General features: G+C 35.8%; 17 protein-coding genes. 2 read left to right on the forward strand and 15 right to left on the reverse strand.

The annotated features are described in order from the left end of the window. Positions 1–150: 150 nt before the first annotated feature. Positions 151–915, reverse strand: coding sequence for a TatD family hydrolase (locus ABDZ63_RS12195; RefSeq protein WP_343783847.1), 765 nt, complete (start codon positions 913–915; stop codon positions 151–153). A 75-nt stretch (positions 916–990) separates the two neighbouring features. Further along, positions 991–2,940 (reverse strand): methionine--tRNA ligase, encoded by a 1,950-nt coding sequence (metG, locus tag ABDZ63_RS12200; RefSeq protein ID WP_343783849.1) that lies wholly within the window; start codon positions 2,938–2,940, stop codon positions 991–993. A 292-nt stretch (positions 2,941–3,232) separates the two neighbouring features. Here metG and abrB point away from each other — a divergent pair, with 292 nt between their 5' ends. Beyond that, on the forward strand, positions 3,233–3,508 hold the full coding sequence (gene abrB / locus ABDZ63_RS12205) for a transition state genes transcriptional regulator AbrB (protein ID WP_343783851.1): 276 nt from the start codon (positions 3,233–3,235) through the stop codon (positions 3,506–3,508). Positions 3,509–3,556: 48 nt separating this feature from the next. Here abrB and rsmI read toward each other — a convergent pair whose 3' ends face one another. The 9 genes from rsmI to ABDZ63_RS12250 form a co-directional block, all read right to left on the reverse strand. Next, positions 3,557–4,432: a 16S rRNA (cytidine(1402)-2'-O)-methyltransferase gene (gene rsmI / locus ABDZ63_RS12210; RefSeq protein WP_343783853.1), complete on the reverse strand. Its 876-nt coding sequence runs from the start codon at positions 4,430–4,432 to the stop codon at positions 3,557–3,559. Continuing rightward, the gene (locus ABDZ63_RS12215; RefSeq protein ID WP_343783855.1) at positions 4,407–5,186 is read right to left on the reverse strand and encodes a tRNA1(Val) (adenine(37)-N6)-methyltransferase; all 780 of its coding nucleotides are present in this window, start codon (positions 5,184–5,186) and stop codon (positions 4,407–4,409) included. Before ABDZ63_RS12215 ends, rsmI begins: the two co-directional genes overlap by 26 nt. A 101-nt stretch (positions 5,187–5,287) precedes the next feature. Beyond that, positions 5,288–5,620, reverse strand: coding sequence for a DNA replication initiation control protein YabA (gene yabA, locus ABDZ63_RS12220; RefSeq protein WP_343783857.1), 333 nt, complete (start codon positions 5,618–5,620; stop codon positions 5,288–5,290). Between the two features lie 13 nt (positions 5,621–5,633). Further along, on the reverse strand, positions 5,634–6,461 hold the full coding sequence (locus ABDZ63_RS12225) for a PSP1 domain-containing protein (RefSeq protein ID WP_343783859.1): 828 nt from the start codon (positions 6,459–6,461) through the stop codon (positions 5,634–5,636). Positions 6,462–6,467: 6 nt separating this feature from the next. Then, positions 6,468–7,460, reverse strand: a complete 993-nt coding sequence (gene holB / locus ABDZ63_RS12230; protein WP_343783861.1) for a DNA polymerase III subunit delta' — start codon at positions 7,458–7,460, stop codon at positions 6,468–6,470. Between the two features lie 19 nt (positions 7,461–7,479). Then, complete coding sequence (locus ABDZ63_RS12235; protein WP_343783863.1) at positions 7,480–7,920, reverse strand: YaaR family protein; 441 nt, start codon at positions 7,918–7,920, stop codon at positions 7,480–7,482. Between the two features lie 15 nt (positions 7,921–7,935). Beyond that, positions 7,936–8,265, reverse strand: coding sequence for a cyclic-di-AMP receptor (locus ABDZ63_RS12240; RefSeq protein ID WP_343783865.1), 330 nt, complete (start codon positions 8,263–8,265; stop codon positions 7,936–7,938). Positions 8,266–8,341: 76 nt separating this feature from the next. After that, positions 8,342–8,971 (reverse strand): dTMP kinase, encoded by a 630-nt coding sequence (gene tmk, locus ABDZ63_RS12245; protein WP_343783867.1) that lies wholly within the window; start codon positions 8,969–8,971, stop codon positions 8,342–8,344. A 13-nt stretch (positions 8,972–8,984) separates the two neighbouring features. Beyond that, positions 8,985–10,418, reverse strand: a complete 1,434-nt coding sequence (locus ABDZ63_RS12250) for an aminotransferase class I/II-fold pyridoxal phosphate-dependent enzyme (RefSeq protein ID WP_343783869.1) — start codon at positions 10,416–10,418, stop codon at positions 8,985–8,987. Between the two features lie 231 nt (positions 10,419–10,649). Between ABDZ63_RS12250 and murB the strand changes: the two genes are divergently transcribed. Further along, positions 10,650–11,573, forward strand: a complete 924-nt coding sequence (gene murB, locus ABDZ63_RS12255) for a UDP-N-acetylmuramate dehydrogenase (RefSeq protein ID WP_343783871.1) — start codon at positions 10,650–10,652, stop codon at positions 11,571–11,573. A 59-nt stretch (positions 11,574–11,632) separates the two neighbouring features. Here murB and ABDZ63_RS12260 read toward each other — a convergent pair whose 3' ends face one another. From ABDZ63_RS12260 to ABDZ63_RS12275, 4 genes are all read right to left on the reverse strand, one after another. Then, on the reverse strand, positions 11,633–11,830 hold the full coding sequence (locus ABDZ63_RS12260) for a sigma factor G inhibitor Gin (protein WP_343783873.1): 198 nt from the start codon (positions 11,828–11,830) through the stop codon (positions 11,633–11,635). 122 nt (positions 11,831–11,952) lie between these two features. After that, a complete protein-coding gene (locus ABDZ63_RS12265) occupies positions 11,953–12,216 on the reverse strand; it encodes a pro-sigmaK processing inhibitor BofA family protein (protein WP_343783875.1) in 264 nt (87 codons plus the stop codon). A gap of 77 nt (positions 12,217–12,293) precedes the next feature. After that, the gene (gene recR / locus ABDZ63_RS12270; protein ID WP_343783877.1) at positions 12,294–12,890 is read right to left on the reverse strand and encodes a recombination mediator RecR; all 597 of its coding nucleotides are present in this window, start codon (positions 12,888–12,890) and stop codon (positions 12,294–12,296) included. 13 nt (positions 12,891–12,903) lie between these two features. Beyond that, a complete protein-coding gene (locus ABDZ63_RS12275) occupies positions 12,904–13,224 on the reverse strand; it encodes a YbaB/EbfC family nucleoid-associated protein (protein ID WP_343783879.1) in 321 nt (106 codons plus the stop codon). Between the last annotated feature and the right edge of the window lie 2 nt (positions 13,225–13,226).

Here is a 13,226-nt window from a genome sequence, read left to right on the forward strand (position 1 = left end):
AAATTTAGTTAAAAGAACATTACATGTTTATTACAAGTAATCCCTTTGCCATAGAATACTAGACTTAAGCAGGTACCTACATGCCATCATAACCAAAACAGGCCACTCTTATACGTACGTGCATGAGACATTTTTATGAATGCATTTAAACTAGATTTTAAATAATTCCTTTGCATTTTGATTGGTTTGTCTTGCCACTTCCCCTACTGATAAATCCTTTAATTCTGCTATTTTTTCTGCCACTAACTTAACATATGCTGGTTCATTTCGTTTTCCACGATTAGGATGAGGCGCTAAAAATGGACAATCTGTTTCAATTAGCAACTTGTCAATCGGTATTTCTTGCGCTACAATCTTTGGGGCTTTCGCGTTTTTAAACGTAACAGGCCCACCTAATGAGATATAAAAGCCCATGTCCAAGCAAGCTTTAGCATATGATACATCATCATTATAGCAATGCATAATGCCTCCAACTTCTTCTGCATTTTCTTCTTGTAAAATATCTACAATATCTGCTGTCGCCTCACGATTATGAATAATAATTGGCATATTAACACGTTTAGCTAAATTAATCTGTTTACGAAACACTTCTTTTTGGACAGATTTTGGTGAACGGTCCCAATGATAATCAAGACCCATCTCACCTATAGCGACTACTTTTTCATGAGAGCTTAACTCTTCAATCCATGTTAAGTCTTTATCTTGCATATCAACAGCATCGACTGGATGCCAACCAACTGCTGCGTAAATAAAATCATACTGTTCAGCAATCTCTATTGCTAATGGAATTGTTCCTCGATCAAAGCCAACGACGACCATGTGAGTAACACCTTCACCAAGTGCTCTTTGTATCACCTCATCACGATCTTCCATAAATTGATCGGCATTTAAATGGACGTGTGTATCAAATAACATAAATAATCGCTCCTTAACTGGGTTCACAAAACAAAAGGGAACGTATTTGTAAGCGTCCCCTTTTTGTTTATAGTTTTATTTAATTGATGTTCCATTTGGTAATGATTGGTCAACGGTTGCTAATGATAAGTTCCCCTCATCATCCTCACCAGCTAAAATCATACCTTCTGACAATTCCCCTCTTAATTTGGCTGGTTTTAAGTTGGTGACACAGATTACCTTCTGTCCCATTAATTCTTTTTCTGAATAATGTTCAGAAATACCTGAGATGACTTGTCGTTTTTCTGAACCTAAATCTATTTGGATCTTCAAAAGCTTATTTGTTTTTTTCACTTTCTCAACATGGACAACTTCTGCTACTTTGAAGTCGACTTTGAAAAAATCATCAATTGTAATTTCATTTGATTGATCATCATCCTCAGCTGGTTGAGCTGGCGTGTTTTTAGTCATCATATCTTTAATCACTTCTACTTCTTCTAAAGTATCTAAACGAGGGAATATCGGCTTTCCTTTCTTAACGACTTGTGCCCCTTGAACTAAATCATGTTGTGCTATACTATCCCAAGTTTTTAGTTCATCAGCTTCAATACCTAACTGCTCAAAGATTTTATCAGGTGTTGTTGTTAAAAATGGTTGTAGCATAATCGCAAGTTGACGAAGCGATTCTACTAGATGTGCCATAACATTTCCTAAGCGTCCTTTTTGCGTTTCATCTTTTGCTAAATTCCACGGTTCATTTTCATCGATATATTTATTCGTACGGCTAACAAACTGCCATAGTGTTGAAAGCGCTACAGAAAACTCCATATTATCCATCGCTTGCTCAACTTCTTGCTTCGTTTGATTAGCCAATTCTATTAGGTTCTTATCATACTCTGTCTCATTTAACACAATAGGTGGAATCTCCCCACCAAAGTACTTGTTAACCATGGCAACTGTTCGGTTTAATAAGTTACCTAAATCATTAGCTAAATCATAATTTGAACGTTCTACAAATGCTTCTGGTGTAAAGACACCGTCTGCACCAAAAGGTACTTCACGAAGTAAGTAATAACGTAAAGAATCTAGCCCATACCGTTCAATTAAATCGACGGGGTCAACAACATTACCTTTCGACTTAGACATTTTACCATCTTTCATTAATAACCAACCGTGCGCAAATACTTTTTTAGGTAACGGTAAATCGAGTGCCATTAACATAATTGGCCAGTAAATAGTATGGAAGCGAACAATTTCTTTACCGACTAAATGTACATCTGCTGGCCAAAACTTTTGATAACGCTCATCGTTGTCTGTTCCGTACCCTAATGCTGTAATATAGTTAGTTAATGCATCAATCCATACATATATAACATGCTTTGGATCACCTGGGACTTTAACTCCCCAGTCAAATGTTGTACGTGATACAGCCAAATCTTCTAAACCTGGCTTAATGAAGTTATTTAACATTTCATTTTTACGGCTTTCAGGTTGGATGAATTCTGGGTTATCTTCATAAAACTGAACAAGCCGATCAACATATTTACTCATTTTAAAGAAGTACGACTCTTCTTTAACTTTTTCGACAGGGCGACCACAATCAGGACAATTCCCTTCATCTAATTGACGGTCTGTAAAGAAGGATTCGCATGGCGTACAGTACCAACCTTCATACTCATCAAGGTAAATGTCACCTTGTTGAAGGAGTTGATCGAAAATTTTCTCAACGATTTCTGTGTGACGCTTTTCTGTTGTTCTAATAAAGTCATCATGTGATATATCTAATTTTCCCCAAAGCTGTTGAATTCCGCTCACAATACCATCAACGTAAACTTGTGGCGTCACACCGTCTTCTTCTGCTTTTCGTTGGATTTTTTGGCCGTGTTCATCTGTACCGGTTAAATACATTACATCATAACCTCTTAAACGCTTATAACGCGCCATTGCATCACCCGCAACGGTCGTATAAGCATGTCCAATATGTAAGTTACCGCTTGGATAATAAATTGGTGTTGTAATATAAAACGTATTTCGCTCTTCTGGCATGGCTTTACCTCCTATATTTAAATGCTTCCTAACAATTAAAAACTTTAATCCAATTAATTAATATAACTAATGATATAACTAGGTACTATTGTAACGATTAAATGACACAATTTCCATTGATATTCATAGTTTATCTATTAAAATCTTACAAGTAATGTCAATCATACATGTTGTTTCAAAATGAAACAATTTCCTCTTATTTTAATTATAATTAATTGACTCCACATACAAAGAGTGGTAAATTTAAAGCGAAAGATAGCGAATTCTATTGATCGAGAGGGGAGAAACTATTATGAAATCAACTGGTATTGTCAGAAAAGTAGACGAATTAGGAAGAGTTGTGATTCCTATCGAATTGCGTCGTACACTAGACATAAACGTAAAGGACGCATTAGAAATCTACGTTGACGATGATCAAATCGTACTTAAAAAATACCAGCCGAACATGGCTTGCCAAATTACTGGCGAAATCTCTAACAATAACATTTCTGTTGGAGATGGTAGCATCGTCCTTAGCAAAGAAGGCGCAGAAAAGCTAATCGACGAAATCCAAAACAAAATGAGCTAAAAAAGAATTGAGATTATGAGATTAAACGGGGCGATGATGCCCCGTTTTTTATTGATGAAAATCATTATAAACGTCGCGACTTGAAAGGCCACGCTCTTGTGCCACCTTTTTAACGGCGGCTTTCGTTTTTAGCCGTTCCTTCTCCATATAATACTCTACGTGCTCGACTAAAGATAAGTCCTCCCACCAGTAATCTTGTTTCATATACAAACCATCTAATGGTTCAACAATGATGCAAAACTCACCACGTATTTCAGCTTCTTCTGTTAAAGTCCAATCATATACCTCTTTAATAGAACCACCAATATACTCCTCGAACTTTTTCGTTAATTCTCTAGCCAGTGTAACCCGTCGTTCTTCATGATATACCTCTCTCATCACCTCTATTGTTTTTTTAATTCGGTAAGGTGATTCATAGAAAATTAACGTATGCTGGCTTTGGTCTAAGCTTTCTAAAGTATTAACGAGTTCTTTTTTCTTTTTCGGTAGGAACCCCGAAAATGTAAACGTATTCGTTGGAAGTCCTGAACCAACTAAAGCACATAAAGCTGCATTAGCCCCTGGTAAGACGACAACATCAACCCCTTCATCTCGCGCTTGACTAACAAGCTCATATCCCGGGTCAGAGACTAATGGCATTCCTGCATCACTGACTAAAGCAACATTTTGACCATCTTGTATATACTTTAAAATATCTCGAATTCTTCGATCATCACTATGATCATGAAAACTAATTAAAGATTTATTTAACTCAAAGAAATTCAATAACTTTTGAGTCTGCCTAGTGTCCTCACAAGCAATTAAATCTGCTTCTTCCAATACTTTTAAACACCTAAAAGTTAAATCTTCTAAATTGCCAATAGGAGTTGGAACGATATATAATTTAGCATCATCCGATTTAAAGCTTTTTTGAATTTGGGCCATGAGCAGAACTCCCTTCTTCACCGTACAATATTTTAGTCATTTCTTTTGTATAATCCCCATTTTCCTCATGAATATATAAGGGTGGCTCAACTTTTAAATCAGGCTGGCCATCTTTAGCCAATTCAACTAAGACAATGTTCGCTTCTTTATTCCGCTTCGGGTATACAAACTTTAACCGTTTAACTTCAAGTCGATACTGTTGGGCGATGACAATCATTTCCGATAGGCGATTAGGCCGATGAACAATTGAAACTTTACCTCCAGATTTTACTGATCGACTGCAAGCTTTTAGCACATCATTTAAATCACAGTAAACTTCATGGCGAGCAATCGTTAAATGTTCATTTTGATTCCGTTTTTCTGGTGTTTTCGTTTTGAAGTAAGGTGGATTACACGTTACGACATCAAAAGATTGATTAAACTGCTTCGTCACATCTTTTAAATCACCGTGAATTAAATTAATTTGTTCCTCTAATTGATTTAATTGTACATTTCTTATTGCCATATCATACAACCGCTCTTGAATCTCAACACCAGTCATTTTCGCTTGTGAGCGTTTTGATATAAATAAAGGAATAACGCCATTACCCGTACATAAATCTAACACTCGTCCACGTTTAATTGGTAAATAAGTAAAATCAGCTAATAATACAGCATCGACTGAAAAAGCAAAGACAGTTGGACTTTGAATAATTTGTCTTTTTCGATCAGCTAATAAATAGTCAATTCTTTCATCACCTTTTAACTCTACCATGTCTCTAATACCCTTTCGTACTACAATATATAATCCAACTCTACATAAAACACCCTTTACCACATATATTGCAGTAAAGGATGTTACATATCAGTTTATATTTAATTAAAAAACTTTAAACAAAACATACAATCTTCTTCTTCACGAGGAGTGCCAAAATAAACATGACAAATATGAAAACCTTCCTCATAAATTCGAGCTAAATTATCATAACCCTCACCGACATTTTTGGAAGGAGCATGCTCTTGATTATGTTGCTCTTCTTGTGTTAAATCATCTAAACGTTGACGCAAATGATGATTTTCATGTGCTAGTTGATGGTTTTCTTCCATTAACTGTACGAGGTCGTTTTTTAATAATGAAAAATCCTTTTGTAAGTCTTCAAACTGTTTTTCTAAGTGTGAAAAACGGTCTAAAACCTCTTTTTTGTTCACAACATCCACCTCATTACTCTGTTGCTGGAACGGAAATTGCCCCTTCGTCAATTAATTCATCTAACGTATACTCTACGACACGTTCCATATCCGATAATTCAACTTGTACTAATCGTTCTAACATATTTAATCCGACAACTTTACCTGAACCTTGCGATGTTTTTAAGCTTTCTCCAATATCCGGAAGTTCTTGTTTAGCATCTTCATACATATCATTTTCATATTTCAAACAACACATCAATCGACCACATAAACCAGATATTTTAGCTGGGTTTAGCGATAAGTTTTGATCTTTCGCCATTTTAATTGAGACAGGCTCAAAATCACCTAAGAACGTTGAACAACAAAGCATACGTCCACAAGGGCCAATACCGCCAAGCATTTTAGCTTCATCACGAACCCCGATTTGTCTTAGTTCGATTCTTGTTTTAAATACAGCAGCTAAATCCTTAACTAAATGACGGAAGTCTACTCGACCATCTGCTGTAAAATAAAATATGATTTTATTACGGTCAAATGTATACTCAGCATCAACTAAATTCATCTCAAGTTGATGTTCTTTAATTTTATCAGAACAAACATTAAATGCCTCTTCAGTCATTTCATTATTTTCACTTACTGTTAGCTTATCTTTCTCATCAGCTACACGAATGACTTTCTTAAGCGGAAGGACGACATCCTCTTCATCTACTTGTTTATTCGCAATAACAACTTTCCCAAACTCGACTCCGCGTACTGTTTCAACAATAACGTAACCATCCGTTGTTAAGTCAGCATCGCCGGGGTCAAAATAATATATTTTACCCGCTTTTTTAAAGCGAACTCCAATTACTTCTAACAATTTATATCACCTCTGCAATTGAAGGACTAAATGTTCCATTGCAAGTGTATTGTGAACATTATATGCTAACTTACGCTTTGTTTGTAATAGTTCATAAACACATGTCTTAGCTTCACTTAACGATATAGCGTATTGATATTGTTCTAGCTTGTCTTGTTGATCTGTTAGCACGATCATATGATGTCTATCTAAATGATACGAGATAAGATCTTGATACCATAACAACAGCAAATCTATACCTAACTCCTGTTGGTGGCGTTCTTGGAAATGATTTAACCACACTTGATGGAGAAACAGATAACCTTCTTCTTTAGGATTCATCACCTTATCTATTAATTGTATCACTATTCTTCTTGCTTCGGCAAACCAACTATCTTGGCTTAGGCCCTCACCTTGATTTAGATCAATATTAAGAGCTGCGAAGATTCTTGCTGTTGACTCTGGCACGCCCGTCTTAGCAAATTGTTCGTATAAGTCATGATCTTTCAATGGGTGAAATTGAATTCGTTGGCACCTTGAAAGAATCGTATTTAATACAGAGCCCATATTTTCAGTGATTAAAATCGCAATCGTTTGTCTGCTAGGCTCCTCTAAAAACTTTAATAATCGATTGGCAGCATTAGTCGTCATTTTCTCAGCTTCATATAAAATATATACCTTTTGATTAGATTCTAACCCTGTATAGGTGTATTCTTTTTGTAAATATCCGATTTGATCCTTTTTTATGGATTGGCCTTCAGGTTTAATTAAATGAAGGTCCGGGTGGTTTCCTGATTGAATTCTTTTACAAGAACTGCATTCATGACAAGGATAACTCGATCCATCTTCTACATTTTCACAAAAATACCTCATCGCAAACAAAAGACTGGCCTTTTCTTTGCCAGTCCCCTTTGGTCCGTGAAATAAATATGCATGGGCAATTCTGTTTTTAACAATACTATTTTGCAACATCCGCGTTGCAACAGGTTGCACTTCACGTAATTGTGACCATGTCGTCATCTTCATTCACCCTGTTCTATTACGCATATAAATTCATTAGCATTCCTTTGATTTCACCAATTACATCTAATACGTCAATTGAGTTTTTCTCTTGGTCTAATACATCATTTGTTAATTGCACAAGTTTCTCATCAACTTGTTTTACTAAAGTTAACGTTTGGTTTCCGCCATCTAAGTCCCATTTCCTAGATTGTTCAAGCTCTAGACCATAATTAACTGCTTCTTGAACAAACTGTTTAACCATTCGCTTATACTTCCCTAAGTCCTGGAATGAACGAAACTTAAAAACCCTTTCTCCTTGTTTCGTTAGATCTGTTAAAAGACGGTTTAATTCACCTTCTTTAAGTTTTTGGGTTTCTTGAGAGACCACACCTTGAAATGATGAGTTTGAACTTGGTCTTTTTGGTTTATTTTGTTGAGACGCTTCTACTTGTGCACGGATATCTTGGCTTACTTTCACAAAGTGTCACTCCTACTAAAATTGGTGAAAAGCATCAACTGGAAGAACAAAAACTGTCGCTCCACCAACTTCTACTTTAACCGGTTTTGGAATATAAGAATCAGCATTTCCACCCATTGGTGAGATTGGTGCTACCATTTGCTCTCTGTGACTGCAGTTATCTTTAATGATCTCTAATGCACGGTCAATATCGTCATCATCACAACCAATCATCAATGTCGTATTCCCTTCTTTTAGAAATCCACCACTTGAAGATAATTTAGTTGATTTAAAATTTTCTTCTGTTAATGCATCTGAAAGACGGTTTGAGTCCTTATCTTGAACAATCGCAAGGATTAGTCTCATCCTTTTCCTCCTCTTAAACGTAACTATTCTTAATACTATTATAACAAGTTTTCTGACTATTTAGCACTTGATATGATTATTTTTTTAAAAATGATCGTACAACAGATTCACACTCAGATTGTACACGGTCTAATGACTGTTCTGCATCAATGCTTTTGATCCGGTTGGGAAATTGTTCCTTTAATATATTATAAGCCATCTCTACTTTTTCATGAAAATCTAATTTCTCTAGATCAAGTCTGTTTTTTTCACGAGAGTCATTATCACTAATTCGCTCAAGCCCTACTTTAGGGTCCAATTCAAATAAAATCGTTAAATCTGGCATACAATTTTCTATTGCAAATTCATTAACTTGATAGACCTCATCAATTCCAAGACCACGTGCATAGCCTTGATAAGCTAAGCTACTATCAATAAAGCGATCACATAACACGATTTTACCTTGATTTAAAGCGGGAATGACACGCTCTACTAAGTGTTGTCTTCTAGCAGCTGCATATAGTAATGCTTCTGTACGGCTATCCATTGCAGTATGTTCTTTATTTAAAATGACTTCACGAATTTTTTCTGCAATTTCTATTCCACCGGGTTCCCGTGTTGCTATTACTTCATAACCTTCATTCATGAACTGCTCTGATATATGTTGAATAACAGTTGTCTTACCCGCACCTTCTACGCCTTCAAATGTTATAAATAATCCACTCACTATATTTATCTCCTTAATAATTAATATAAACTTTAACTCCTTGATCTAGTCGTTTACTTTGCTTTTGGATGTGTGATTGTTTTTCCATTGCCTGTTTAATTGTATTAACGGCATGTTTGGTAATTGGTTCGCCATTTAAAACAATAGGAATCCCAGGTGGATATGGAATAATTGACTCAGCAGCAACACGCCCAATAGCTTTCTCCCATCTGACCCACTCTGACTTTTTTTGTTTTAGTTCATAATAAGAATATGGAAAGCGCCTTAGCTCGTTTATAAATAGATCATTGTTTACTATTTTATCATGCTCGCGATATTTCTCTAGACCTTTTATACAATCAACTATAACTTGACTTTGTTTATGGCGTAGCTCTTTGTTAACTTCAATCCCATGAATCATTAAAAGTTGGTTATGATCTACCATTTCTACATGAATACCTTGTTTATGTAAGATGTCTAACACATGATCCATATTTAAATACAATGAGGTGATCACCGTTTTTAATGGATCATCGATTCCTTCTCTTGTTGGTAATACATCGATTAAAGGTAATTGATTAATGGATTCATTAAAATGTTGTATTTCATCGTATAATTCTGTTTGTTCCTTTTTTGAATAGTTAGCTATATATCGCCTAGCTAAATCCAGGCTCATCATAATTAAATAAGATGGACTACTAGATTGGACGACTTGTAAGTAATAAGCTAAGCGTTCTTTTTTAACTCGCTTTGAATTGATATGTAAAAATGATCCCATCGTTAAAGCAGGTAATGATTTATGAGCTGATTGAACAACAAGATCAGCCCCACACTGTAAAGCAGATTTAGGATAAGGAAACTCAAAAGAGAAGTGAGCCCCATGCGCCTCATCTACTAATACAGGTACATTAAATTGATGAGTAACTTCAACAACGGACGATAAATCATAAGTCGTTCCGAAATAATCTGGATAAGTTAGGATGATCGCTTTTATGTTGGGTTCTTCTTCTAAAGCCTGCTTCACTGTTTCAAAAGAAATATCGGTATACCTTTGAACGTCTTGATTATATTTGGGTGAAATTAATATTGGTTTTGCACCTACCAGATCCAAAGCATGCATAATAGATTTGTGGCTATTACGTTGAACTAAGACGAGATCATCAGCTTCACAAACAGATAAGATCATAGCTAAGTTGCCTGAAGTCGTTCCATTTACTAAAAAGTATGTCTCATCAGCTCCATAATATTGAGCTGCAAGTTGTTGTGCTTGTAAGATCGGCCCCTCAGGTTCATGTAGATCGTCTAACCCTTTAAGCTCTGTTAAATCGTATGCAAGCATTTCATTAAATGCATGGAGTTCTGTTGGAATAATTGTCCCATTTTTATGTCCTGGGACATGAAAGGAATAACTTGTATTTTTTAAATGATTTTGCATCGCCTCATATAGAGGAGCATTTCGTTGGTCCATATTGACACCTTACTTAAGCTAGTTTTACCTTTATTGTACACGAAAATAGACCAATTAACACAGACAGGACACCTAAAACAAAATACCCTTTAGGATCGTTCGTAAAGATAACAAGCTCATACGTTCTTTCAATTCATGTTATAATAAAAGAATATACAATAGTAAAAATAAAGATTTTAGACACATACTTAATTGTTTTCACTAAGATAAATATTAGAGGTGATTATCCAAATGTTAGATCATCAATCCATTGAACATAAATTACATGAAGTGCTTTCAGATGACAATATTTTAATCAATGAACCATTAAATAACCATACTTATACAAAGTTAGGTGGCAAAGCGGACTTCTTTGTTACACCGGTCACTTATGAATCTGTTCAAGACGTTGTTAAATTAGCCAACCGAGAACAAGTCCCATTTACACTCCTTGGTAATGGATCGAATTTAATAGTGAAAGATGGTGGCGTGAGAGGAATCGTATTAAGTTTAAAAAAGCTTGATCAAATTACTGTCGATGGCCATGAAATGATTGCCCAAAGTGGCGCACGCATTATCGACGCATCAAGAGAGGCTTTAACTGAGCATTTAACAGGGTTAGAATTTGCTTGTGGAATCCCAGGTACAGTTGGCGGCGCATTATTTATGAATGCAGGAGCTTATGGCGGGGAAATTAAAGATGTTTTAAAAGAAGCAGTCGTTGTCGATCGTGAAGGTAACCTTTTAACATTACCAGCTGATGCATTTGATTTACAATACCGCCATAGTAACATTCCAGAAAACGGTTATATCGTACTAGAAGCTTTATTCGAATTAAAACCGGGTAATTATGATTACATTAAAGACGTCATGGATGATTTAACGTATAAACGTGAATCCAAACAACCACTTGAATACCCTTCCTGTGGCAGTGTATTCAAACGACCCCCTGGCTATTTTGCCGGTAAGTTAATTCAAGATAGCGGCTTGCAAGGAAAAGGCATAGGTGGAGCAGAAGTTTCTAAAAAACATGCTGGTTTTATTATTAATAAAAATAACGCAACAGCAACTGAGTATATTCAATCAATTGAAATGGTCCAAAAAACAGTTAAGGACAAATTCGATGTGGCACTAGAACGTGAGGTGCGAATTATCGGTGAAGATCTTGAAAAATAGCAGAAGCGGCTTCATTAGCCGCTTCTGCTTTATATTTATAAGGGGGGTTATCTATTAAGTTATGACATTGTTTGATTTTGTAAACGGCGCAATTTCATACGATCAACATAGTATTGATACTGTTCATCATCAGGGCTCGTATTAACAATCTCTCTTTCACAACTTTTACAAATAAATGTCGTTAAAACATAGATTCCATCTTGTCTAAACTCCTCGCAAATTTGGCAATGATTAAGGTTAATTGATTGACCTTCCATCGTCTCCCACCTCCACTAACTAGAGTGGACAACTTAATAGATTTTTATACATATCTATTAAACTTTTTTTAATAAACTGCGAATAAAAAAGAGGCGCATTCGCACCCCTCCCTGAATTAAACTTATAAAATTAATAAATGGATCGCAACTAATGCACCAACACCAAAGATACCTAAAAACCCAGCTATTACTGATGTAAACAAATTAATAGGAATATGCAAGCCGAACATCGAACCAAAAACATTGGCAAAGAAAATAAACAAAGCACCTATAATAACTTTTAATACACCCTTCGATGCCCATTGCATAAACTTAAGTGGTGGCCCAAAGAATAATAACAACACAACGACCGCTAAAAATGCTAATGTCACAACTATTGGATCCATATTTGATCTCCTTTCGCTTGTCCTACTAATACGCTATGTCATCACTCGTATTAATAGAACATAAAAAAGAAAATCTTTTATAGATCCCGTCTTCCTTCTAATGCCTTAGATAAGGTAACTTCGTCTGCATACTCTAAGTCCCCACCAACCGGTAGTCCATGAGCAATCCGAGTTAAGTGAACTCCAGATGGCTTCACTAGCCTCGAAATATACATTGCTGTTGCTTCTCCTTCAACATTCGGGTTAGTCGCTAATATTAACTCTTCTACCTCTTCATCTTTTAAGCGTTCAATTAAAGACGAAACATTAATATCTTCTGGCCCAATCCCTTCCATAGGAGAAATCGTACCGTGTAAGACATGATACTTTCCTTGAAAATCTTTCATTTTCTCCATTGCGATGACATCTTTAGGATCTTGTACGACACAAATGATTGAATTGTCACGTTCTTGATCACTACAAATGCTACACGGGTCTTCATCAGTAATGTGTCCACACACACTACAATGTGTTAATTCACGTTTAGCATTAACGAGTGATTTTGCAAAGTCTAAAACGTCATCTTCTTTCATATCTAGCACAAAAAATGCCAGGCGTGCGGCAGTTTTTGGACCTATACCTGGCAATTTCGTAAAACTATCAATTAATTTCGTTATCGGTTCTGGATAATACATGATGGCATGCCTCCTAGAACATTCCCGGCATATTCATACCTTTCGTAAACTGTCCCATTTTTTCATTTGTTGTATCGTCAACTTGCTTTAACACATCGTTTGTAGCAGCAATGATTAAATCTTGTAGCATATCTACATCATCTGCGTCGACAACTTCTTCATTGATTTCAACATCTGTAATCTCTTTCTTTCCATTGGCTACAATTTTAACCATACCGCCACCAGCAGTTGCTTCAAAAGTCATTTCATGAAGCTCTTCTTGCGCTTTCATCATTTTCTTCTGCATTTTTTGCATTTGTTTCATCATGTTATTCATATTGCCCATACCTTTCATAA

Source organism: Alkalibacillus silvisoli (genome assembly GCF_039521975.1).
Classification (GTDB): Bacteria; Bacillota; Bacilli; order Bacillales; family Alkalibacillaceae; genus Alkalibacillus; species Alkalibacillus silvisoli.